This is a genomic window from Bacillus sp. FSL R5-0447, from assembly GCF_038606125.1.
In the GTDB taxonomy this organism is placed as follows: domain Bacteria; phylum Bacillota; class Bacilli; order Bacillales; family Bacillaceae; genus Bacillus; species Bacillus velezensis.
This window is the reverse complement of record NZ_CP152012.1, coordinates 1,429,451-1,453,128: the sequence shown is the minus strand read 5'-3', so window position 1 is coordinate 1,453,128 and position 23,678 is coordinate 1,429,451. Positions and strand designations below refer to the sequence as shown.

General features: G+C 46.0%; 23 protein-coding genes and 2 riboswitches. Of the genes, 9 read left to right on the top strand and 14 right to left on the bottom strand.

The genetic code is table 11. The features are described from left to right. Positions 1-382: 382 nt before the first annotated feature. The 3 genes from clpE to motB all read left to right on the top strand — a co-directional run bounded on the left by clpE (position 383) and on the right by motB (position 4,226). Complete coding sequence (gene clpE, locus NYE68_RS07630; protein WP_342494076.1) at positions 383-2,479, top strand: ATP-dependent protease ATP-binding subunit ClpE; 2,097 nt, start codon at positions 383-385, stop codon at positions 2,477-2,479. Positions 2,480-2,647: 168 nt separating this feature from the next. Further along, the gene (motA, locus tag NYE68_RS07625) at positions 2,648-3,463 is read left to right on the top strand and encodes a flagellar motor stator protein MotA (protein WP_003154684.1); all 816 of its coding nucleotides are present in this window, start codon (positions 2,648-2,650) and stop codon (positions 3,461-3,463) included. Beyond that, positions 3,435-4,226, top strand: a complete 792-nt coding sequence (motB, locus tag NYE68_RS07620) for a flagellar motor protein MotB (protein WP_014417581.1) — start codon at positions 3,435-3,437, stop codon at positions 4,224-4,226. The genes motA and motB overlap by 29 nt, the downstream gene beginning before the upstream one ends. A gap of 35 nt (positions 4,227-4,261) precedes the next feature. On the opposite strand, the gene NYE68_RS07615 is transcribed toward motB, so the two are convergent. Beyond that, complete coding sequence (locus NYE68_RS07615) at positions 4,262-4,708, bottom strand: MarR family transcriptional regulator (RefSeq protein WP_003154686.1); 447 nt, start codon at positions 4,706-4,708, stop codon at positions 4,262-4,264. A 198-nt stretch (positions 4,709-4,906) separates the two neighbouring features. Here NYE68_RS07615 and NYE68_RS07610 point away from each other — a divergent pair, with 198 nt between their 5' ends. Further along, a complete protein-coding gene (locus tag NYE68_RS07610; protein ID WP_046559543.1) occupies positions 4,907-6,424 on the top strand; it encodes an ATP-binding protein in 1,518 nt (505 codons plus the stop codon). A gap of 210 nt (positions 6,425-6,634) precedes the next feature. On the opposite strand, the gene NYE68_RS07605 is transcribed toward NYE68_RS07610, so the two are convergent. From NYE68_RS07605 to NYE68_RS07580, 6 genes are all read right to left on the bottom strand, one after another. Then, complete coding sequence (locus NYE68_RS07605) at positions 6,635-6,895, bottom strand: aspartyl-phosphate phosphatase Spo0E family protein (RefSeq protein ID WP_003154690.1); 261 nt, start codon at positions 6,893-6,895, stop codon at positions 6,635-6,637. A gap of 279 nt (positions 6,896-7,174) precedes the next feature. Continuing rightward, positions 7,175-7,711 carry a cupin domain-containing protein gene (locus tag NYE68_RS07600; RefSeq protein WP_007408465.1) on the bottom strand — a complete coding sequence of 179 codons (537 nt, stop codon included), beginning with the start codon at positions 7,709-7,711 and terminating at the stop codon, positions 7,175-7,177. Positions 7,712-7,726: 15 nt separating this feature from the next. Next, complete coding sequence (locus NYE68_RS07595) at positions 7,727-8,356, bottom strand: methylthioribulose 1-phosphate dehydratase (RefSeq protein ID WP_031378783.1); 630 nt, start codon at positions 8,354-8,356, stop codon at positions 7,727-7,729. Then, positions 8,314-9,018 (bottom strand): 2-hydroxy-3-keto-5-methylthiopentenyl-1-phosphate phosphatase, encoded by a 705-nt coding sequence (gene mtnX, locus NYE68_RS07590; RefSeq protein WP_015417340.1) that lies wholly within the window; start codon positions 9,016-9,018, stop codon positions 8,314-8,316. Before mtnX ends, NYE68_RS07595 begins: the two co-directional genes overlap by 43 nt. Further along, positions 9,015-10,229, bottom strand: a complete 1,215-nt coding sequence (mtnW, locus tag NYE68_RS07585; RefSeq protein WP_015239734.1) for a 2,3-diketo-5-methylthiopentyl-1-phosphate enolase — start codon at positions 10,227-10,229, stop codon at positions 9,015-9,017. Before mtnW ends, mtnX begins: the two co-directional genes overlap by 4 nt. 81 nt (positions 10,230-10,310) lie before the next feature. Continuing rightward, positions 10,311-10,410: riboswitch (SAM riboswitch) on the bottom strand. 36 nt (positions 10,411-10,446) lie between these two features. Beyond that, complete coding sequence (locus NYE68_RS07580; protein ID WP_324635919.1) at positions 10,447-11,643, bottom strand: pyridoxal phosphate-dependent aminotransferase; 1,197 nt, start codon at positions 11,641-11,643, stop codon at positions 10,447-10,449. A 91-nt stretch (positions 11,644-11,734) separates the two neighbouring features. Here NYE68_RS07580 and NYE68_RS07575 point away from each other — a divergent pair, with 91 nt between their 5' ends. The 3 genes from NYE68_RS07575 (at position 11,735) to mtnA (ending at position 15,123) form a co-directional block, all read left to right on the top strand. Further along, positions 11,735-12,514: a carbon-nitrogen family hydrolase gene (locus NYE68_RS07575; protein WP_324635920.1), complete on the top strand. Its 780-nt coding sequence runs from the start codon at positions 11,735-11,737 to the stop codon at positions 12,512-12,514. Between the two features lie 92 nt (positions 12,515-12,606). After that, positions 12,607-12,761: riboswitch (SAM riboswitch) on the top strand. A 109-nt stretch (positions 12,762-12,870) separates the two neighbouring features. Then, the gene (gene mtnK, locus NYE68_RS07570; protein WP_094032388.1) at positions 12,871-14,055 is read left to right on the top strand and encodes an S-methyl-5-thioribose kinase; all 1,185 of its coding nucleotides are present in this window, start codon (positions 12,871-12,873) and stop codon (positions 14,053-14,055) included. A gap of 6 nt (positions 14,056-14,061) precedes the next feature. Then, positions 14,062-15,123: an S-methyl-5-thioribose-1-phosphate isomerase gene (gene mtnA, locus NYE68_RS07565; RefSeq protein WP_061861413.1), complete on the top strand. Its 1,062-nt coding sequence runs from the start codon at positions 14,062-14,064 to the stop codon at positions 15,121-15,123. Positions 15,124-15,154: 31 nt separating this feature from the next. On the opposite strand, the gene NYE68_RS07560 is transcribed toward mtnA, so the two are convergent. The 3 genes from NYE68_RS07560 to NYE68_RS07550 all read right to left on the bottom strand — a co-directional run bounded on the left by NYE68_RS07560 (position 15,155) and on the right by NYE68_RS07550 (position 18,078). Continuing rightward, the gene (locus tag NYE68_RS07560; protein ID WP_007408472.1) at positions 15,155-15,274 is read right to left on the bottom strand and encodes a hypothetical protein; all 120 of its coding nucleotides are present in this window, start codon (positions 15,272-15,274) and stop codon (positions 15,155-15,157) included. 90 nt (positions 15,275-15,364) lie between these two features. After that, on the bottom strand, positions 15,365-15,862 hold the full coding sequence (locus NYE68_RS07555) for a methylated-DNA--[protein]-cysteine S-methyltransferase (protein ID WP_064116113.1): 498 nt from the start codon (positions 15,860-15,862) through the stop codon (positions 15,365-15,367). Then, complete coding sequence (locus tag NYE68_RS07550; protein WP_015417334.1) at positions 15,859-18,078, bottom strand: PAS domain-containing sensor histidine kinase; 2,220 nt, start codon at positions 18,076-18,078, stop codon at positions 15,859-15,861. Before NYE68_RS07550 ends, NYE68_RS07555 begins: the two co-directional genes overlap by 4 nt. A gap of 255 nt (positions 18,079-18,333) precedes the next feature. Between NYE68_RS07550 and NYE68_RS07545 the strand changes: the two genes are divergently transcribed. Beyond that, on the top strand, positions 18,334-19,356 hold the full coding sequence (locus tag NYE68_RS07545; RefSeq protein WP_007408475.1) for an acyltransferase family protein: 1,023 nt from the start codon (positions 18,334-18,336) through the stop codon (positions 19,354-19,356). Positions 19,357-19,397: 41 nt separating this feature from the next. Here NYE68_RS07545 and NYE68_RS07540 read toward each other — a convergent pair whose 3' ends face one another. From NYE68_RS07540 to htpX, 4 genes are all read right to left on the bottom strand, one after another. Further along, a complete protein-coding gene (locus tag NYE68_RS07540) occupies positions 19,398-19,568 on the bottom strand; it encodes a hypothetical protein (RefSeq protein WP_007610936.1) in 171 nt (56 codons plus the stop codon). Position 19,569: 1 nt separating this feature from the next. Beyond that, positions 19,570-20,244: a YetF domain-containing protein gene (locus tag NYE68_RS07535; RefSeq protein ID WP_021493789.1), complete on the bottom strand. Its 675-nt coding sequence runs from the start codon at positions 20,242-20,244 to the stop codon at positions 19,570-19,572. Between the two features lie 94 nt (positions 20,245-20,338). Then, on the bottom strand, positions 20,339-21,691 hold the full coding sequence (locus tag NYE68_RS07530) for a TrkH family potassium uptake protein (RefSeq protein WP_015417332.1): 1,353 nt from the start codon (positions 21,689-21,691) through the stop codon (positions 20,339-20,341). A gap of 158 nt (positions 21,692-21,849) precedes the next feature. Next, positions 21,850-22,743 carry a protease HtpX gene (htpX, locus tag NYE68_RS07525; protein ID WP_007407207.1) on the bottom strand — a complete coding sequence of 298 codons (894 nt, stop codon included), beginning with the start codon at positions 22,741-22,743 and terminating at the stop codon, positions 21,850-21,852. A 147-nt stretch (positions 22,744-22,890) separates the two neighbouring features. Between htpX and NYE68_RS07520 the strand changes: the two genes are divergently transcribed. Further along, positions 22,891-23,592 (top strand): DUF1836 domain-containing protein, encoded by a 702-nt coding sequence (locus NYE68_RS07520; RefSeq protein WP_015417331.1) that lies wholly within the window; start codon positions 22,891-22,893, stop codon positions 23,590-23,592. Positions 23,593-23,678: the final 86 nt, after the last annotated feature.

Here is a 23,678-nt window from a genome sequence, read left to right as displayed (position 1 = left end):
CATATTTGTCCAGGCCTTTATATATGCTTATGAGACAAGTCTCCCGAAAAGACGAACAAATCGTCCTTCCCCGGAGAAAACAGATTCAGCTCTCTCCTCTAAGCAAAAATATTGAAAGAAAAAAAGGGCCGGCGTATACTCTTCATCAAGAAAGGTCAAATCACTCCATTTCCTTTCTGACTATATTGGTCAAAAATAATCAAACCTCACGAATATCACTTATCATGCTGTAAACATTTATTTTTCGGGGTTTGAAACAAAATACTTGAAAGTCAAAGAAGGTCAGAGTATACTAATAATCAAAGAAGGTCAAAGTTTCGGCCTTATTTTCTAATCCATTTGGTCAAAGATGATCAAACATTTTTCGAGGAGGTTTTGGCAAATGCGTTGTCAACATTGTCAGAAAAACGAGGCGACGATTCGCCTGAACATGCAAGTCAATTCCATTCAAAAACAATTCGTTTTATGTGAAACATGTTATACAGAATTAACCCGAAAACCGTCTATGAGCATGGGGCCGCAATCATTCGGATTCCCGTTTGAGCAAGGTTTCGCTCCCAATCAAAATAAACAGCAGTCCGGCCCTGAAAAAGGCCTGCTCGACGAGCTCGCTCAAAACGTCACAAACGGCGCAAAAGCAGGTCTGATTGACCCTGTGATCGGCCGCGATAATGAAGTGGCGCGCGTAATTGAAATTTTGAACCGCCGGAATAAAAACAATCCGGTGCTGATCGGTGAGCCGGGCGTCGGTAAAACGGCTATTGCAGAAGGCCTCGCGCTTAAAATCGCTGAGGGCGATGTGCCGAACAAATTGAAAAACAAAGAGCTTTACCTGCTTGACGTCGCTTCTCTCGTCGCCAATACAGGGATCAGAGGCCAGTTTGAAGAAAGAATGAAACAATTAATGAACGAATTAAAAGAACGGAAAAACGTCATCTTGTTCATTGATGAGATTCACCTTCTCGTAGGCGCCGGCTCTGCCGAGGGATCAATGGATGCCGGGAACATCCTGAAACCGGCGCTTGCCAGAGGCGAGCTGCAGGTCATCGGGGCGACAACGCTGAAAGAGTACCGCCAGATTGAAAAAGATGCGGCGCTTGAAAGACGCTTCCAGCCTGTCATGGTTCACGAGCCTACAATAGAACAAGCCATCAGCATTCTGGAAGGCATTAAAGATAAATACGAGAAATACCACGGCGTCACATTCAGCAATGAAGCAATAAACGCCTGTGTTACGCTTTCATCCCGTTACATTCAGGACCGCCACCTGCCGGATAAAGCGATCGACTTATTAGATGAAGCCGGCTCTAAGGCGAACCTGGAGCTTGATACCGTAAATGAAGAAGATGCGGCTGAGAGACTCAAAGCAATTGACGCGGAGAAAACAAAAGCGCTTCATGAAGAAAATTATGAGCTTGCCGCGAAACTGCGTGATGAAGAAGCGGCTTTGGAAAAGCAGCTGGCGCATGAAACACCGGCCTCTTCACCTGAAATCGGTGCGGAGCATATTCAAGCCATCGTTGAACAGAAAACAGGCATTCCGGTCGGAAAACTCCAGGCTGATGAACAAGTCAAAATGAAGGAACTTGAAGAGCATCTTCATCAGCGTGTCATCGGTCAGGAAAAAGCCGTGAAAAAAGTGGCAAAAGCGGTCAGACGAAGCCGCGCCGGCTTAAAATCCAAAAACAGACCTGTCGGCTCCTTCCTCTTTGTCGGACCGACCGGAGTCGGAAAAACCGAGTTATCAAAGACACTCGCAGATGAACTGTTCGGTACAAAAGATTCCATTATCCGTCTCGATATGAGTGAATACATGGAAAAACACGCCGTATCAAAAATTATCGGTTCACCGCCGGGATATGTCGGACACGATGAAGCCGGTCAATTAACGGAAAAAGTGCGCCGCAATCCGTACAGCATCGTGCTGCTCGACGAGATTGAAAAAGCCCATCCTGATGTCCAGCATATGTTTCTGCAGATTATGGAGGACGGCCGTCTGACAGACAGCCAGGGCAGAACGGTCAGCTTCAAAGATACCGTTTTGATTATGACTAGCAACGCTGGAACCGGCGAAAAACAGGTGAAAGTCGGATTCCAATCTGAAGAGAGCGTCATGGAAGAACAAACGCTGATTGATTCACTGAGCGCGTTCTTCAAACCGGAGTTTTTAAACCGGTTTGACAGCATTATTGAATTCCAATCCCTAAAAAAAGAACATCTCGTGAAAATCGTCAGCCTGCTTCTCACAGAGCTTGAAGACACATTAAAAGAGCGCGGCATCAGCCTGAGCGTCACCGATGATGCGAAAGAAAAAATCGCTGAAATCGGCTACCACCCCGCTTTCGGAGCACGCCCGCTCAGAAGAACCATCCAAGAATTGATCGAGGACGAAATGACAGATCTTCTATTGGATGACAATGAAATCAAAGCCTTCCATGTCGTAATGGAAGAGGACGGCATCAAAGTCCGGGCACAATAACAAAAAAGCGGTTCCCTCCTCGCGGGGAGCCGCTTTTTTGTTATTTCTCCATGCCGGAAGGGAGAAACTGTGAAGAATTCGGGAACAATTTCTCAATCACCCTAAAGTTCCATGCACTGCCACCGATATTAACCATAGAAAGCTAGTATAAAGGATTTGGTGAAAACTATGGATAAAACATCGATTATCGGTATCATCCTCGCCGTGATTGCTTTAAGCGTGGGCATGGTGCTGAAAGGGGTCAGCTTAAGCGCACTCGCTAACCCGGCAGCTATTCTGATTATTTTGTTCGGTACGATTTCTGCGGTGATCATCGCATTCCCCGGAAAAGAAATCAAAAAAGTGCCTGCCCTTTTTAAAGTGCTGTTTAAAGAAAACAAACAGCTGACAATTGCGCAATTAATTCCTATGTTCTCTCAATGGGCGCAAATCGCCAGACGTGAAGGTCTGCTCGCATTAGAAGCAAGCATTGAAGACGTGGATGACGCATTTTTGAAAAACGGCCTGAGCATGGCGGTTGACGGACAAAGCGCAGAATTTATCAGAGATATTATGACTGAGGAAGTTGAAGCGATGGAAGACAGACACCAGGCCGGCGCAGCCATCTTTACACAAGCCGGCACATATGCGCCGACACTCGGCGTTTTGGGTGCGGTCATCGGCCTTATCGCCGCTCTTTCCAACATGAACAATACCGAGGCGCTCGGACATGCCATCAGTGCGGCGTTTGTCGCCACCCTTCTCGGGATTTTCACAGGGTATGTACTTTGGCATCCCTTCGCCAACAAACTGAAACGCAAATCAAAGCAGGAAGTCAAACTGCGTGAAATCATGATCGAAGGCGTTCTGTCAGTGCTTGAAGGACAGGCCCCGAAAGTGATCGAACAAAAACTTCTCATGTATCTTCCTGCGAATGAACGCGCAAAAGTCGCTGAACAAGAAGGAGAGGCAAACAATGGCGAGAAAAAAGAAGAAGAAGCATGATGACGAGCATGTGGATGAGTCTTGGCTGATCCCGTACGCGGATTTGCTCACCCTTCTTTTGGCTCTGTTCATTGTATTGTTCGCCATGAGCTCGGTCGATGCGGCGAAATTCCAAATGCTGTCTAAATCATTTAACGCCGTGTTTACCGGAGGCACGGGTGTTCTTGAATATTCAAGCGTCACCCCTCCTGAAAACGAAAAAGACGGCATTGATCAGTTAAAAAAAGACAAGGAAAAGGAAAAAGATAAAGAACAGAAAAAGAAAGAAAGAGAAGCAGCCGACCGCGAAGAACTTGAAGGCGTGCAAAAGCAAGTCAATCAATTTATAAAAAACAAAAAGCTTGAAACTCAGCTGGAAACAAAGCTGACTAAAGAAGGACTCTTAATTACCATTAAAGACAGTATCTTTTTTGATTCCGGACGGGCGGATATCCGTCAGGAAGATATTCCGCTTGCGAAGGAAATCTCGAATCTCCTTGTGCTGAATCCGCCAAGGAACATTATCATCAGCGGACATACGGACAATGTGCCGATTAAAAACTCACAATATCAATCTAACTGGCATTTAAGCGTCATGCGGGCCGTCAACTTCATGGCTATTCTCACGGAAAACCCGAAACTTGACGCAAAAGTATTCAGCGCCAAAGGTTTCGGAGAGTATAAACCGGCCGTGTCGAACAAAACCGCTGAAGGGCGCAGCAAAAACAGGCGCGTCGAGGTATTGATACAGCCTAGAAACGCCGCGACTGACCAAAATCAGTAATATAAAAAAGGAAGCCTTTCAAACGGCTTCCTTTTTTATTTCTGATGAAAATGTTTAGCGTTTAACCCCACTCTTTTCAGCATTTCCGTACACATTTCTATCTCTTCATCACTCAGCACACTGATCATTTCTTTAATTTCTTCAGCATGATCGGGGAAAATATCGTCCAAAAGACGGATTCCCTTTTCGGAAATTTGTGCGAAAGTCACTCTTCTGTCAGTCGGCGAGGCTTTTCTGATGAGAAGTTCTTTTTTCTCTAATTTGTCAACAACGTATGTAATACTTCCGCTCGCTAATAAAATTTTGTCGCCGATCTGCTGAAGCGGCTGGTTGCCTTTGTGGTACAGCAGCTCAAGCACCGCAAATTCCGTCGGGTTCAGACCGTGCTTATGAATATGTTTATTCATATGGTCGTTAATAGATCGGTACGCACGTGACAGTACAATAAATAATTTCAATGAGTTTTCTGTTTTATCCGTCATACATTCAATCATCCTTTTACAAAAGAAACCGTTACAGAGAAACATTAATAAACAAAATGAAAAATGTCAACAAAAATGTTTCCAAAATTTCTCTTCTTTTTGTCAGACCTTAATAAAATAATTTGTTTTTCTATCATTTTGGTTATTTTTTCTTATTAAAGAAGTATAAAAATGATATAATACCTCTATTCAAGTGTAATGTTGGAGCGATGCAGAGTGAATACATTTAAAGGTGCCCGGGGAAAGATCAAGCTTTATCTCATATTGGTGATCATCCCGGCACTTATTATCAGCTTTTTCATTTATGAAAAAGAAAAGCAGAAAATAGCCGATAAACACATACAGGAAGCCAGTATGATGCTCAACCTTCACCGCAATAAGCTCAATTATTTAATCGGTGAAACAAAAGCCCGGATGACAACACTTGCGATCGCTGTCGATAAGCCTGTCAATGAAGAAAAGATCATTGACATTCTCGATCAGGCTTTTGAGGATGAACCCAGATTCAGCGGACTGTATATGCTGAATTCCAAAGGTGATGTCATCGCAAGCACGACTGATCTGAAATCAAAGGTGAATTTGGCCGACAGACCGTATTTTACGAAGGCGAAAAAGACGAAAAAAACGGTCATCACAAATGACTACTCCAGCAGAATTACAGGCCAGCGCATCTTCACGATCTGCGTGCCGGTGTTAGACGCAAAACGGGAAGTCACGGATTATTTAGTAGCCGCCATACAAGTCGATTATTTGAGAAATATGATCAATATGCTGAGCCCTGACGTTTATGTCAAGGCAACCAATCAGAATAAAGTGATATTTGCCAGCGGACGGGCTGATCAATCAGAAGGTGTGAAACCGGTCAGCGGCTATCTGGATGATATTAATTGGAATATCAATGTTTATCCGAAACCGGTTGAGCTGAACGAGCTGACCAAAAGCGTGCTGCTGCCGATGTCCAGTATTGCCGTGCTGCTGAATATTCTGTTCATCCTCGTTCAATATTATCTGCTTAAGCGCAAGACCCAGCTGGAGCGCGCTCAAAATGAAGCGCAGAAATTGGAGCTGATCGGAACGCTTGCCGCCAGCACCGCCCATGAAATCCGCAACCCGCTTACAGGGATCAGCGGCTTCATTCAGCTTTTGCAGAAAAAATACAAATCGGAGGAAGATCAGCTGTATTTCTCAATTATTGAGCAGGAGATTAAACGAATCAATCAGATTGTCAGTGAGTTTTTAGTGCTTGGAAAACCCACTGCTGAACGGTTGGAAGTGAACTCGCTGCAGGATATTCTTGATGAGATTATGCCGATTATTTATTCTGAAGGGAATCTATACAATGTGGAAGTGAATGTGGAGATACTCGTCAATCGGCCGCTCAAGGTCAACTGCACGAAAGACCATATTAAACAGGTGATTTTAAATGTCGCGAAAAACGCGCTGGAATCCATGCAGGAAGGCGGCCGGCTGTCCATCTATTTAGAAGCCCGCGATCATAAAGCAGTCATTAAGGTGGCCGACAACGGAATGGGTATTTCTGAAGATATGCTTGAGCACATTTTTCTTCCGTTTGTAACGTCAAAGGAAAAAGGCACCGGCCTCGGCCTTGTCGTATGTAAACGAATCATGCTGATGTACGGCGGTTCGATTGACATTCAAAGCGAAGTCGATAAGGGCACAGAGGTCACCATTACCCTCCCTGCCGCTTCTCGATGAAAAAAACACCCTGGATCGGGGTGTTTTTTATTTAAAGAAGAATATGTGTAAGAGGATATACGAGAGGAACGGCATCATAGCCGGCAGATAGTACGAGGCGCTTCGTGAGCCGTGCCAGCGGAAAAATCTGCTGACTGTACGCGGTCATCTTTCGGATGCAGCGCTTGATCAGGAAGCGCATTCAGTCTTCGTTATCTGTTTTATCATCAATCATTTGTTTGCTTCATATGCAGGCATGACGTCACCGCGGGAGAACAAGCCTATTTTCTTCACAAGGCCCTGTATTCCTTGGTGATGTGTACGATCACGGTTTACCAGCTGCTGATACGCGTTCATCAGACAGTCCAGTTCCTGGCTGTGCCTGATCGTGTCATATCCTGTAAACCCTTGCCTGTTAGCCGCATCTATCATCATTTTTCTTTTTTTATCAATAGATACAAGCAATTTTTCTTGTTCAGAATAACTGCCCATTCACTTCACCCCTCACCGCTAAAAGAATAGGAAACAAGTTTGATTGGGTTATTGAGCATTATTACAGATTATACTTTATTTGTAAACATTTTTTTACTAAATAACTTATTTTTTCATTTCATATTGGAATCTTTAGCATGAATACGAGAATAATACCCATTCGGGTAATGATATAAACAGAATGCGGCATATTCAAGATTTAAAAAACAGCCACAGCTGACTTTATATTACAATAAAAAACCTCTCATGCCGGCGGGGCATGAGAGGTTCGGGCGTCTATCAGTTTTGCACACTTTCATTTTCGTAAATCGGCACCCAGCCCTCAGTCGTCACGAAGATTCGGATTGCGACGACCCGGCGGTCTTCCTGAAGCGTAAAGTAGTGGCGGATGTTCTCCGGAACTGAAATCAAATCTCCCGGATTTAAACGGACGTCGAAAAATGTGCCGTCTTTGCCTTGAATGACGAAGATGCCGTGTCCGCTGACGATAAAGCGGACTTCATCATCCGTGTGGTGATGTTCTCTTTGGAAATTTTTTAATAATTCATCAAGATTCGGCGTGGTATCTGATAAAGAAATGACATCCTGAGACTGATATCCGCGCCGGGCTGAAATGTCCTGAATCTCCGTGTCAAACGCCGCGAGAATCCGTTCTTTTTCATCTTCGGTTAGGTCGTATTTTTCCGAAAGCTCAGACGGAAGTTTTTCAATGTTCCACTGCTCATAGATCACCTCTTGTTCGTCTAAGAAGCGCGCTACTTCTTCCTGATGTTCAATGAGCGTATTTTTTTCGTCATGAATTCTGATGGTCGCCATTTTCTATTCCTCCTTTTATTTTACCAGTTGCGGCCGAAGTGACAGAAGCTTGAGGTGACAGCTGAATAAAAATTCATAGGCTTCCAGCACCCTTTTCGCTTCAAATGCGGTCCGCCCCCATGCCGTAATGCCGTGATTGCGGATTAACACCGCGCCTGATCCGGCGTCCGCATGGTGCGCGAAGTTTTCGGCCAATGCCGGGATGTGCGCCGGATTGTCAATGATCGGAACGGTCACGGACGCGTTTTCCTCCCATAATCCGAGCGCCTTAATTATCTCCTGCCCCTGAAAAGTGATTTGTTTTTCATCCCCGTAAAGCTCTGAGATGACATTATTATTGACGGTATGGACATGCAGACAGCAGCCCGCGTCTGTCTTTTGGTATAAGTAAGTATGGAGAAGCGTTTCCGCTGAAGGTTTTAAAGAATGGCCGGTCTCAGCGGGCTTCCCGTACTCATCGATTAAGAGAAAATCTTCGTCTGTTTCTTTTCGTTTGTCTTTTCCGCTCGCCGTAACGAGAAAAGTCAGCGGCCCGTCGGATACTTTGATGGAAAGATTCCCGCTCGTTGCCGGGAACCAGTCTCTTTCGGCCAGCTCGCGTTTTACCTCGGCAAGTTCGCGCCAGCGTTCTTCTTTTGCAGCCATGCCTGCACCTCCCCGATGTTTTCAATGCCTGTTTTCACCTCATAAAAATCTTGAAAAGGCAGATGCCGGAGGCCGAGTTCTTTGCATTCAGTCAAAAGATAATCTCTCGCAAAGCACATATCGGACAACTTTGCAGCCTCGACATCCGTGACCGAATCACCGATCATAATGAGAAATTTCTGCTGATCGGATAGCTTACGGATGACTGACGGTTTGCAGCAGCCGCATTGATTGGTACAGTCTCCGTCACAGGCGTGCGGCCAGTCTATATGAATATATTCATTGTCAAAGGATGCATGATTGCAGAAAATCCGCTCCTTTTCTACGATCCCTTCCAAAAGCGGATGCACAAAAAAGTCCATTCCCCCGCTTACGATATAAAACGGGAGGCCATTTGACCGGACAAACGAGACAAAATCCAAAAAGCCGTCCCGTATTTTCGCATCCTTCAGAATAAAGCCGGTCAGTTCTTCTTTTAAGCTGCTCGGCAGCAGTCCGAACATCCGTCCGACTCCTTCTTGGATTGATATGCTTTTAGACAGAACACCGTCTTTTAATTCAAGCCACTCAGGAGGCGCGAATTGTTTCATCATGCTGACAATGTTGTCGTTCATGGTGACCGTTCCGTCGAAATCACAAATAATCAGCGGTGTGCGGGTCATACGGCTTCCACCCTTCCCCATTTGTCTAATGCGAGCTGAAGATCTTTGCACGACGCGGCTTTTTCTTCAATCGGCTGCGCTTCAAGCACCGCATCAATGATGGCGCGGAACGCTTTTCCCCCGCCCTCGGCTCCTTTCGGATGGCCGTGAATGCCTCCGCCGGCATTGATGATGTGATCGATGCCGAAATCGCGCATCAACAATGGCACCATACCGGGGTGAATGCCTGCTGACGGGACGGCAAACGACGGATGAAAGACATCGTCTTTTACACATTCATCATGGATTGCAAGCGCGGACTCCTTCGGAAGAGCAACGGATCCGTAAGGTGACGGAAATAAACTGAAATCAGCGCCGCAATAGCGGTTCAGCTTGCCGAGCAAAAGCGCATGCGACAAGCCGTATACGGGAGATGATGTGAACGCGCCGCTGACTGCCGGATGCGCCATGATCGGAAGCGGGATTTCCCTGTCTTCAGCAAGGCTCTGCATCACATCTAAACCGTAAGCGAACACATTCAATAAAAGCGCGTCCGCCCCGAGTTCTGCCGCGCGCCTCGCTTTATCCCGCAATTCAGCGGTCCTTCCCGTAAGGTTTACGGCATACAGCGTTTTATGCCCCGTCTCCTCCCGGGTTTCCTTCAGGACTTGTTTTCCTTCGATAATGCGGGTTTCAAACGGAGCCAGTTCATTTTCAAAGAAAATTTCGTCATCTTTAATCAGATCCACGCCGCCGAGCGCCTGCTGTCTGAGCTGTTCTTTAATGTCGGCGAGATCCCGTCCGATCACGCCTTTAAATATGCTCATCAGAAGCGGTCTTTCAAATTCGCCCAGCAGTTTGCGGATGCCGTATATACCGAATTTCGGCCCGGGAAGGGAGCGTTTAAACCCTTCGGAAAATTCAAGATCAGTCAATTTTATTTTTCCGTCCAGTGACAGCTTTCCGAATACCGTCGTCAGGACGGCCGGAATATCTCTTGAAAAGTTCGCCTCGGGATAGGCAATGGTGATGACGGATTGTGTTTCGTTTTCTGAGGTTCCTTCTTTCTCCTCAACTTTTACGACCCGCCCTTTATGTTTTCTGAGCTGTTCCTGCTTCACCAGGGGCAGGTCAGTCCAGGAGCCTACCGTCAGCCCCGCCGCAATCTGTTCCGCCCGCTTTTCACTGTCCGTTGTGTCTGTCAGAAGATATGTTGCCAATACTTCGCTCATGCGTGAACGCCTCTCTTTCTTTCGCAAAACATAAAAAAACCTCTTCCGTATGAGCAGAAAGAGGCTTCGTGTTATGTCCGAATCTTATCTCTCAGCTCCTGCTGCAAGAATTAGCACCGTGCTTTATCAGTCGGTTGCCGGGCTTCATCGGGCTCGTCCCTCTGCCTGCTCTTGATAAGAATAATGATTTTATAAAGTATTTTGAATTATCGCATTGTTATCCAGATATGTCAATGCTTTTTCGGGTGAAAAGATTCAGTTTCCCGATCCGTTCCGCAGCTTCTTTAAGTCTTTCTTCACTTGTCAGAAGACCGACCCTTATATAGCCTTCCCCCCATTTTCCGAACCCGTTTCCGGCAGCGACCGCGACATCCGCTTTCTCGAGCAGCAGGTCTGAAAACGACTGTGACGTATAACCGTCAGGCACAGGGAGCCATGCAAAAAAAGAGCCCGCCGGAGCCGTCACATCCCAGCCGATATCGCGGCAGGCTTTAATCCATGCATTGCGTCTCGATTCATATCTGTCATTTTGCGCCGCGACGCATGCCTGATCCGCTAAAAGTGCGGCTGCCGCCGCCTGCTGCGCTGCGGGAAACAGGCTGACAAACATATGATCCTGATAAAGGTTGATCGCTTCGATGACAGAAGCGTTTCCGACGGCAAAGCCGACCCGCCAGCCCGCCATATTATACGTTTTGGACAAGGTATAGATTTCGATTCCCGTCTCTTTTGCGCCTTCGGTCTGCAAAAAGCTCAGCGGTTTATGCCCGTCAAAGCCGACGGCTCCGTACGCGAAATCATGAACGACACAAATGCCGTTTTGCTCCGCAAAGCCGACCGTCTCCTCGAAAAACGCCTCAGTCGCCACAGCGCCGGTCGGATTATTCGGATAATTGAGATACAGCAGCTTCGCTTCGCTCCGCACCTTTTCAGGAATTACGCTGTAATCAGGGAGAAACCCTCTTTCTTCCGTCAGCGGCATCATTTCCATTTTCACTTTCGCAAGGGCGACGCCCGACCAGTAATCAGGATATCCGGGATCAGGCACCAGAATGGTATCTCCCGGGTTTAAAAGACATTGCGGAAGCTCAACAAGTCCCGCCTTGCCTCCGAACAGCACGGCGACTTCCGTTTCCGGATCAAGCGTGACCCCGTACTCCCTTTCATAAAATGCAGCGGCTGCTTTTTTGAAGCTGTAAGCGCCCCGGAATGATGAGTATTTATGATTTTCCGGCCTTTCGACGGCGCGCTTCATTTCTTCAACGATATGCTGTGGCGTCGGCTGATCAGGGTTTCCCTGCCCTAAATTGATGACGTCTCTGCCTTCTTTCAGCTTTTGATTCACTTTTTGCACCAATGATGCGAAAAATTGTTCCGGCAGCTGTTTGAGTACATCTGAGATTTCAAAGTTCATATTTTCACCTTCTAAAAATGTCTTGAAATGATAGTCCATCATCATATATGGTTAAATAAAAAAAGTAAAGAGAAACTTGAGGTGTTAAAAAATGAAATGGACCGTTTCCTGTTTGCAATTTGATATTTCATACGGAAATCCTTCAGAAAACTTTAAAAAAGCAGAATCTTTGATTGAGCAAGAAAGCCGCCATGCGGATGTAATCGTGCTTCCTGAGTTGTGGACGACCGGCTATGATCTCACACGTCTAGACCAGCTGGCGGATGAAAACGGCAAAGTTTCAGAACAATGGCTTAAAGAAACGGCAAAAACATACAACGTACACCTCGTTGCCGGATCTTTTGCGGTCAAAGAAGGCGAAAATGTCTATAACACCATGTACATCGCCGATAACAGCGGACAGATCGTGAAGCGGTATCAGAAAGCCCATCTGTTTCAGCTGATGGATGAACACCTTTACTTGTCAGCAGGAAACAGCGACGGTTCCTTTGAGCTTGACGGTGTCAAGTGCGCCGGGCTGATCTGCTATGATATCCGTTTCCCCGAATGGATCAGAAAGCATACGTCCCAGGGCGCGAATGTCCTGTTTATCTCTGCGGAATGGCCTCTGCCCCGCCTTGATCATTGGCGAAACCTGCTTATCGCCAGAGCAATTGAAAACCAATGTTTTGTCGCAGCCTCTAACTGCACGGGGTCCAATCCCGATAATGAATTTGCCGGCCACAGCCTGATTATTGACCCGTGGGGCCGGATTTTAGCCGAAGGAGACCGGACGGAAGGCGCAGTCCGAGCGGAAATCGATGTGTCAGAAAGCGCGGCCGTTCGCGGAACCATTCCGGTTTTCCAAGACTTACGGCGTGATTTATATTAATTTTCAAAAAAACGTTGACAAGAATATCCGGCACCTGCTAATATTTTCATCAACTGATTAATCCGAATTGTGATACAAATCAATATATTTTTCTCTTATCGAGAGTTGGGCGAGGGATTGGCCTTTTGACCCCAACAGCAACCGACCGTAATTCCATTGTGAAATGGGGCGCGTACATTTTGCGCCGAGACGATTGTCTCATAAGGCACGGTGCTAATTCCATCAGATGTTATCTGAGAGATAAGAGGCGGACTGCACTGTTTCAGCCTCCTTCTCTTTCAGAGAAGGAGGCTTTTTTTCGGGCGTATTCTCCGTCACGATCTCTTACTGCCACTACATAATTGGAGGGTAAATCCATGTCAGCAACTAAAGCAAGTCTTTATGAACAATTAACAGAAAGCTCCGCCGCCGCGTTAGCCGTCAAGCTCGGCTTATTCCAAAGCAAAAGCACTCTGACATGCCGTGAAATCGGCGACGGCAATTTAAATTACGTCTTTCATGTTTACGATAAAGAAAACAAAAAAGGACTGATTATTAAACAGGCAATCCCTTACGCGAAAGTCGTCGGTGAAAGCTGGCCGCTTACCATTGACCGGGCGAGAATCGAAAGCAGCGCCCTCATCCGCCAGGGCGAACACGTGCCGCACCTCGTTCCGGCCGTTTACTATTCCGATACTGAAATGGCCGTCACGGTAATGGAAGACCTCTCGCATTTGCGAATTTCAAGAAAAGGGCTGCTGGAAGGGCAGCATTATCCGAACTTATCGGTTCATATCGGTGAATTTTTAGGGAAAACGCTGTTTTACTCATCTGATTATGCGCTTGATGCGAAAGTAAAGCAGCAGCTCGCAAAGCAGTTTACAAATCCTGAGCTTTGCAATATTACGGAAAGGCTTGTGTTTACAGAACCGTTTCTCGACCATGAGACAAACGATTTTGAAAAGGAGCTGCGCCCATACGCAGAAAAAGTTTGGAACAATTCCCGGCTGAAAGAAGGCGCTGACGAATTGAAAGCCATCTTTCTGAATTCCGCGGAAACATTGGTTCACGGCGATCTGCACACGGGAAGCATTTTCGCCGATGAACATGAAACAAAGGTGATTGATCCCGAGTTTGCTTTCTTCGGACCGATCGGGTTTGACATCGGCCAATTTATCGCCAATCTGCTGTTAAACGCCCTCAGCCGCGACGGTGACGACAGACAGCCGTTATATGATCATACTGCCGCCGTATGGGATACATTTGTGAAAACATTCAGTGAAGCATGGGAGAAAGACTGCTTGCCTTCCCGCAGACACCTGCTGGAAGACACACTGAAAAACGCGTTTGAGGAAGCGGTCGGTTTTGCGGGATGCGAATTGATCCGGCGCACGATCGGACTCGCCCATGTGGCTGACTTAGATGAAATCACTCCGTTTGACAAACGAATCGAACGGAAGAAGCTGGCGCTTGACATCGGCGCCTATTATATCGAAAACAGAAAAAAACTGAAGCATATCACCGAGGTTCTGGACCAATTTAAGCTCCGTGTAAAGGAATGATGCAGCATGACCAATGAATTTGCCATCCCCCGTTCTGTAGAATGGAAAGAAACCTACATCCGCATTTTAAATCAGCAAAAGCTTCCCGACGTCACTGAATATGCGGAACTTAAAACAAAGGAAGATGTATTCGACGCGATTGTCACGCTGAAAGTAAGGGGCGCCCCGGCCATCGGTATAACCGCGGCGTTCGGACTCGCGCTCTCCGCCAAGTCGTTTGAAGCCCGCGACCTTTCAGATTTCCGACGTCAGTTCGCGGATGTCAAAGCATATTTAAACAGTTCAAGGCCCACTGCCGTCAACCTTGCGTGGGCGCTTGACAGACTGACGGATTCCATCAGGGATGCGATCTCAATCAATGAAGCGAAGACAACGCTCGTTCATGAAGCCATTCAAATTCAGATTGAGGATGAAGAAACATGCCGAATGATCGGCCAGAATGCGCTGCACCTTTTTAAAAAAGGCGACCAGATCATGACCATCTGCAATGCGGGCTCGATTGCCACAAGCCGGTACGGTACGGCGCTTGCTCCCTTTTACTTAGCGAAACAAAAAGATCTCGGCCTTCATATCTACGCATGTGAAACAAGACCCGTTCTCCAAGGATCACGGCTGACGGCGTGGGAGCTGATGCAGGGCGGAATTGATGTCACGCTCATTACGGACAGCATGGCCGCCCATACAATGAAGGAAAAACATATTTCTGCGGTCATTGTCGGCGCTGACAGAATTGCAAAAAACGGTGATACGGCCAACAAAATCGGAACGTACGGCCTCGCTATTTTGGCAAACGCCTTTCAAATTCCGTTTTTTGTTGCCGCACCGCTTTCGACATTTGACTTGCAGATTGAAAACGGCGATCAGATTCCGATTGAAGAAAGAGATCCGGATGAAGTCAGACAGATCTCCGGCATACGCACCGCTCCCGAAGATGTGCCGGTCTTCAATCCGGCCTTTGACATCACGCCGGGCAGCCTGATTTCCGGCATTATAACCGAGAAAGGAATTGTGACCGGCTCTTACACGGAAGAAATTGAACAATTATTCGCTGACTGCCAGCTGAGCTGAAAAACCGCTGATGATGTTGCCTCAGGCAATGTCAGCGGTTTTTTTGTCTGCACAATGTAATCACTTCATCTTTTTGGACGGCTGTAATGAGATGCATTTTAAAAAACAGCTCTGCATAACCGGCTATCTTTTGCGGACGGCTCATTTTCATCAGGCTTCGTCCTCCTTTTTCATCAGACCAACTTTTTTCACTTAATAAAATGATATGTCGGACGTGAAAAAACGGAACGTGCCATACGCTTTATTTTTCTTTATAGGATATTTGTTCGATGTTCAGCAGCACCGCTTTTACATCCGTCTTCGTGCCCGCGTATCCCGTTAAGGCGCTGTTTTTGCCGATTACCCGATGGCACGGGATCAAAATCGGCAGCCGGTTTCGTTTATTGGCTTGTCCGATGGCGCGCACCGCTTTCGGTTTCCCGATCGCTTCAGCTATATCGCCGTAGCTTCGGGATTCCCCGTAAGGAATCATCGTCAGCGCGTTCCATACCCTTTCCTGAAAGGGTGTGCCTTTTTGTCTCAGAGGCAGAGAGAATTGCTTTCTTTCTCCTGAAAAATATGATGCCAGCTGCTGTTTCGCCTCCGACAGCAAAGCGGTTTCGCACGGCTTTACGCCGGGCGCGTCTTTCCGCCATTCCTCAAAATCTTCCCCGGTGAGAAACAGGCCGGTAATAAAGCTCTCTTCCTCTGTTATGATGACGGTTCCAAACGGCGCTCTCACACTTGTAAAACAGATCATTCCCCGCTCCTTCTTTCTTCGGTATTCTGCCGGATCGGAAGCGTCAAATGAAAAACGGTGCCCTTCCCTTCTTCACTTTCCACATGAATGCGTCCCTGATGCTCTTCGATGATTTTATAGCTGACCATGAGACCGAGACCCGTTCCCCTGTCTTTTGTCGTGTAAAATGGTTCACCCAGACGTTTTAATTTGTCTTCGGAAATGCCTGTTCCTTCATCTTGAATAGAAATCAAAATGTGGTCTTGATCAGAAGACTGAATGGTCACGTAGATATTGCCGCCGCCCGGCATGACTTCAATGGCGTTTTTTAAAATATTGATAAACACCTGTTTTAATTGATTCGGTTCACAGTAAATCGGCGGGATGTTTCCGGTCAGGTTCAGATGGATCTGCACATTGACAAGATTGGCCTGGGCATTCAGAAGATCAGCCGTGTCTTTCATAATCTGCGTCACGTCTTTTTCTTCATATAATATCGCCTGGGGTTTCGCTAAAATTAAAAATTCAGTGATGATAGACTCGATGCGTTTTAATTCTGAGGTAATGACGTTAAAGTACAGAGAATATTCGCCTTCAATGCTTCCTTGAAGAAGCTGAATGAACCCTTTCAGCGCCGTCATCGGGTTTCTGATTTCGTGGGCGATGCCCGCCGCCAGCTCCCCTACAACATGAAGAGTATCGGATTTCCGCAGCCTCTCTTCAAGCTCTTTGGCCTCTGTGACATCTTTAAAGATGGCCAGATTCATATTTTGAATGATATTTCTTTTGAAGGAGAATTCCAGTTTGCGGCTGTCGCTGCTGCTTAACAGGAAGGGGATTTCATTATCCATTCCTTCTAAATCAATCTTTCTGGCGGGAACACCCGCGTTTTCAATATCAAATAAAGAAAGAATATCCGGAACGGTGTACGCTCTCAGCTCCTCATCCGGCATACCGAGTATACGGCTTGCGAGAGGATTCGCGTCAATAATGCGGAATTGGTTGTCAAATAAGACCTTGCCGTCCATTGAGCCGTTGAATACTTTTCTGAATTTCAGCTCGCTTTCCCGCAATTCCTTTTCCATCCGCTTACGATCGCTGACATTTCTTAAAATGGTTAAATGCTGACCTTCAAGTATGGTTCGTTTTGATGTGAATTCCAGCTCTTTAAATTGGCCGTTTGCCATCTGAAACAGCATTTCTTCACGGATTTCCCCGTATTTTTCATATTTTTTCTTAATCTGCTTATATTTTTTCTGCGGATCAACGATAAACGTACATAAATTCGTCTCCACCAGCTTATCCATCGGCAGTTCGAAAATGCGGCACGCCGATTCGTTTGCTTTGGCAATCTTTCCGTCATCAGACCAAATGACAATCGCGTCCATGGCGTTTTCAAAAATTTCGCGGAATCGCTCTTCGCTTTTAAAAAGTTTCAATTCCATCAACCGTTTCTCTGTTATGTCCCTCATAATGGACATGTAGAACCCGCTGATTAAGTTGGACGTAATCGTAAATTCAAACAGCTTCTCTTCGCCCGACCGAAGCTTGACGGGCAGTTCTCCTTTGGCGTTTCCTTTTCTGCGGAGGGTTTCCCAGATTTCTTTCAGATGCTTTTTGTTTTCTCCGTCGGTAAAATGGCGGAGCGACAGATGGGACAATTCATTCTGGCCGATCTCAAAGCTTTTGCAAAAAGAGAGGTTCGCATCAATAAACCCGCCGTCCTTATCAAACAGCACGATGCCGTCGACAGCCCTGTCAAACAAATCTTTAAACAGCTGCTCGTTCATGGAGAATTCGCGCTCTAATATTTTTTTAGAGGAGATATCCCTCATCACCACAAAAAAATAATCCTCCCCAATTCCGTCTCTGGCGAGGAATTCAATGTATTTCGTCGCGCCGCTGTCAAGCTTAATCGGCACCTCTTTCCACAGATGGCCTTTTTTTAAAAACTTTTTCACGGCCTTATTCAGTTCTTCCTGAGGCACGGAATATAAAAAATCCAGGACGGAGCGGTTAATGAGGTTCTCTGCCTCAATCTGCATCATCCGGGCCGCAGCCTCGTTCGCCTGGACGATTTTCATTTCCTTACGGCATATAAAAATGGCATCAAGCGTGTTATTCATAATCACGTGATACCGGTTCAAATCACTCTTCAGGCGGTCATTTTCCTCTTTCATCCGCTTCAGCTGCTCTTTCAGCGACTCTTTTGTTTGCAAATCCAGAGTTTCAGCCATTCAGTACACTCCTTCTTCAAAAACCTATCCTTCAATATTTCTACAAAATACCTCATCTTCCTTCATTCGCCCTATACATTTCAGAAAATTTCAATGATATGACAAGTTAAAGTCTTTTTCTACGATCCTTACCTCCCCATTACATCATCCTAACAATCCCTTTTGTCCTCCTTCAATTTTTTGTTTTTTATTTTAAAATGAACACCAACAGGAAATAATCATGCAGTGGATGATTTTTGAAGAGAAGGTGATGCTATGACAAAATCGCGAGACAGTTACTTTGACAACGCCAAGTTTATCTTGATTTTTCTGGTGGTGTTCGGCCATATCCTCCGGTCATTTATTAACGGAAATGAGTTTATGCTTCATCTCTACAAATTCATTTATACTTTTCATATGCCGGCCTTTATCCTGGTTTCCGGCTATTTCGCAAAAAACTTTAAGCGGAAAGGTTATGTGAAGAAGCTGGCTGTGAAGCTGATTATTCCGTACTTGATTTTTCAGGGCATTTACTCAGTTTTTTACTATTTGATTCAGGATGAAAGCATGGCAAGCGTCAATCCGATTGATCCGCAGTGGTCTCTCTGGTTTTTAGTCAGCTTATTCTTTTGGAATCTGCTGCTTTACCCCTTTACGAAGCTGCCGAAAATGTGGGCGCTTGGGGCGAGCTGCGGGCTTGCCGTCATGATCGGGTATCTTGATTTTATCAGCAGCACGCTGAGTCTTTCACGGACGTTTGTTTTTCTACCGATGTTTCTTGTCGGGTTTTATTTAAAGAAACAGCACTTTGATTTGCTTCGGGCTAAAAGAGGCAGGCAGATTGCCGCGGGCGTACTGGGGATTGTTTTCCTCTTATGCTGGTGTATTGATTTTGATTACTCGTGGCTGTTCGGTTCGGAGCCTTATTCTACATTCGGCACAGTGTCGCTGTTGAGCGGTCTGTCGCGCATCGGCTGGTATGTTTTGGCCTTTGCCGCCACTTTCAGCTTTTTGGCGCTCGTTCCGCAAAAGCGTTATTTCTTTACGAAATGGGGTACGAGAACGTTTTACGTGTATCTGCTGCATGGATTCATTATAAAAACGCTGCGGCAGATCGGGCTTGAAGATCACTTGTCTGATTATCAGAATTTAGTCATGCTCTTAATTTTAACGGCCGCTCTTACGTCCATTCTCTCCAGCAATGCGGTGAAAACGGCCGCACAGCCGTTTATTGAGCTGCGGATCACCGGCTGGCTTGAAGCGGTGAAAGGAACAAGAAACGGTGCTTATTCGAAATAATGCAAAATACCTCTTAAGCGTTATCGCCTAAGAGGTATTTTTTATTGTTTGCCGTCTTCTTTTTTCTTTGGCTTCGTCTGTTCAAGCGTTTCAATCCATTTTCCGGCGTTATAATCACCGAGCTCGCTTGCAAACTCTTCTTCAAGCAATTTAGGGTCCATCGGCTTTTTATGGTTTTGCATGTCTTTGCTGTGGCGGTTTTTTTTCGTCATGTTACTCGCCTCCTTGTTTGCCGTGTTTTGATTTGCGGTTTGCGCCTCTCAGTCCGGGATCACCGTCATATTGTGTTTTGTATGCATCTTTGTCCATGCTCTCAGTCGGTGTGTTGTTGTTGGTCAAAGCTTCATTCTTTGCTGCTTTGCGTTTCATTTGATTTCCTCCTTCTGTCAGCAAATCTGTTTTGAATTCATCAAGCATTTTTTTCAAGTCGCGCACTGTCACGTTTTTGGCCTCATCAATGAGTTCATAGCCGATCTGTCCGTTCGGCTCAAGCAGCACATATTTAAAATCTTGAATGTCTCCGAGGCCTTCCTGCCTGATCCTCATTGACAGCTGAGCTTCGGTAAAACGCATTTTTTTTAAGTTTTCCGGGATGATTTTTCCGTTTCTGACAACGGCGACGGTTTTTCCTGAAAATAAAAACTCAAAAAAGCTTGATTTGATTTCTAAATATTCCATCAGGATTAATACCGCAATAAAAATCGCCGCCGCGAAAATAGTTTCCCATAAATTATGTTCAATAAACGGCTGAATAATAATCGAGCCGATCGAAATCATGATGACTGTCTGGGTCACCGACAGCTGGCTGATTGATTTCCGTCCGGCAATCCGCAATAAAAAGGTACCGACCGCTATCATAACTACCGACTTCCAAAATACGGCAAACAATGACGTCACCTCTTTACAAGTAGAATCTCCAAAGAAACTGTTTCCACTCATCCATTTTACGGTAATAAAAAACACCGCTTTCTGAAAAGCGGTGTCAGCCGATAATTATTCTTTCCTTCGGATAGTGATAATTTGCTTCGATTTCTTTTCGGCCGATCAGATAAAGGAACGTCAAAATGCCGATCCGGCCGATAAACATGACAATCATGATGACGCATTTTCCGATGTCGCTTAAATGCGGAGTAATCCCAAGCGACAGGCCGGTCGTTCCGAATGCGGAACACACTTCAAACAGCAGTCCGAGCAGCGTCTGATTTGTCTCCGTCACGGCCAGAATCAGCGTCGATCCGAACACGAGCAGAATCGCCATCATCGTAACGACCAGCGACTTCATGACATCAGCCTGGTGAAGCTCGCGTTTAAAGACCTTGACCGCTTTATTCCCCCGGGCAAAATGAAACAGGGCAAGAAGGTTAAGCGCAAACGTCGTCGTACGGATTCCGCCGCCGACCGAGCTCGGTGATGCGCCGATGAACATGAGGGCGCAGATGAAAAATAATGTCGGCGCCGACAGCTGGCTGATGTCAATTGTCGCAAGCCCGCCGCTTCGCGTAGCGGTTGATTGAAAGAGACATAAAAATAAAACATCATGCCAGCTTTTCCCTTTCATGACATGGCTTGCTTCAAGCGCGTAAATGCCCACGGCTCCGAACAAAACGAGCATTCCGAACGTAACGGTCGTAATTTTCGTAAACAGCGTGAATGAGTATCTGCGCTGTTTTGAAAACAAAAAGTCCTTTACTTCTACGAGCACCGGAAAACCGATCGCACCGAAAATAATCAGAATCATCGTAATAAACTGCACGAAATAGTCATGTCTGAACGGGACGAGTGAATTTCCCGTAATATCAAAACCGCCGTTTGTCGTGGCGCTGACGCTCGCAAAGAATCCGTGCAAGTACGCCTGTTCAAACGAATCATAATACGTTAAAAAATATGTTCCTAAGATGATGCCGCCTAAAAACTCGATTAATAAAATCAAAAACAGTACTTGCTTCATCAGGTTGACGATACCGGAAAACTGCGATTGATTCTGATCCACCATGATGAGCTTCCGTTCCCGCAGACCGATCCGTTTGCCCATAATGAGCCAGACGAATGTTCCGAGCGTCATGATGCCGATTCCGCCGAATTGAAGCACGAAAGCCAAAATGACAATCCCGGCCGTGCTGAATGTATCAGCCGTGTTGACGACCGTTAAACCGGTGACACTGACTGAGCTGACAGCCGTAAACAGCGCGTCTATAAACGACCAGCTGGCCCCTTGTTTGTGGGCGGCCGGCAGACTTAGCAAAATAAATGCCACCGTCACAGCAAGAAAATAATATAATGCAATCAGCTGTGCAGGCGACAAGATCTGTATGAATTTCTTCAGTGTTAATTTCATAAGATAGTTCCTTCTGCCTCTCAAATGTAGTACGTAATTATTCTAATGATATTGGGAGTATTTTTAAAGGGCTTTTTAGAAAGATTTTTCATTACCTTATGTAATTTGCCGATCTTTAAACAAAAAACCTCTGAAACGATTGTCAGAGGTTTTGTTGATTATTTTGCTTCCAGCCTGCGGATGCGCTCATCGAGATCAGGGTGTGTGGAGAACAGTGACGAATGCTTTTTGCCGTTAATTTTTAACGTCTGCACCGCCGTCTGGTCTTCTTCATTCACATGTCCTGTATAAGACTTCAGCGTACGCAGGGCGTGAATCATTTTATCCTTGCCGGCAAGGTCTGCACCGCCGCGGTCAGCGTGAAACTCTCTGTGGCGCGAGTAGGCGAAGACGACAAGACTGCCGAGAATGGAAAAGATAATCTGAAACACGATCATCGCGATAAAATGAACGACCGGCGCGAGGTCTTCTTTGACAAAGCGGCTTGCAACCCATGCCGCGATTCGGGAAAGGAATACGACGAACGTATTGACGATTCCCTGCAGCAGCGTCATCGTGACCATATCACCGTTTGTGATGTGTGCGACTTCATGGGCAAGGACCCCTTCCACCGCAGCATCATCCATCTGCTGCAATAAACCTGAAGAAACCGCGACAAGCGAACGGCGCTTAGAAGGTCCGGTCGCAAAAGCATTGACCTCCGGGGAATGATAAATGCCGACTTCAGGCATTTTCGTCATCCCTGCGGCACGGGACAATCTGTGCACACGGTCAACCAATTGCTGTTCTTCATAGCTGAGCGACTGTTTCTTCGGATTTAACACCCGGACGCCCATCATCGTTTTGGCCATCCATCTGGACATTCCGAGAGAAATAAAAGAACCGACAAAACCGACGACAAGACTGAACACGAGCAATGCCATCAGATCAATGCGGCCATTTTGTATATACGAGCCGACACCGGTAACGCTTGTAATAATCGTAAGCACAATTCCGATTGTCGTAATGACCAAAAGGTTCGTTAAAATAAACAGAAATATTCTTTTCGCCATAATTACCTCCGTCTTTTTTAAGATCAAAAGAACTTATTTACTTAAATTATAAATGATCTGTTTGAAAATGCAACAATTTCGACGTATGATGTTAATGTAATTCCCATTGATATTAAAAAGTAACACGTAATCAATCAGAGGTGAACCATGAACACGTTTAAACTGACCCGAACTGATATGGTCCGGCTTCTTTACGCGCTAAAAGGCCAAGGAGACGCAACCCCTCTCCAAATCTTATTGCAATCAGCGGATATGACCTTGGATGAAGCGGAAAGCCGTCTGCATATCCCTGAATTTCTGACGAGATTCGAACGAAAAAAAGAGAAAAAGGAATACGGGCTTTCAACTAACGAGATTGTCGAGCTGGGAAATCTGTGCGAGCTGACGTCTTTAAAATCAACCGCCGTCCAAAACTGGGTGAAGCGCGATATTAAAGATTTAATCGGCCACCCCTTACTCGGCAAAAAATATACAATTGAACAAGCTGTCATCCTTCTCATTGTACGTGATTTAAAATCAATTTATGACTTCGAACATATACGCGGCATATTAAAAATCGCTTTTAACACGATCACAGACAGATCAGACGACGTCATCAGCCCGATCAGCTACTATGAAAGCTGCGCCCAAGTGATTGATTATCTTCATCATAAGGCAAACCCGCCGATGAAGGAAACGAGCCTGCAGGAGCTCGTCGAAGAGCAGACGGACAAGCTCAAAAGCTGCTTTAAAGAACTCGGAGGCAGACAATGGAACAATATCAGATCCATAATCGCCGTCACGGTGCTCTCCGTTTTGACTTTCCATATTCAAGCCTCAGCCTACAAAATGACCAGCCATTTATTATAATTCATAACGCTTCTTCGCCCCGGTGTCTGCGCCGGGGTTTTTTTGCTGTACAACAATTGCCAGCATAATCAATACCGTTCCGTTTG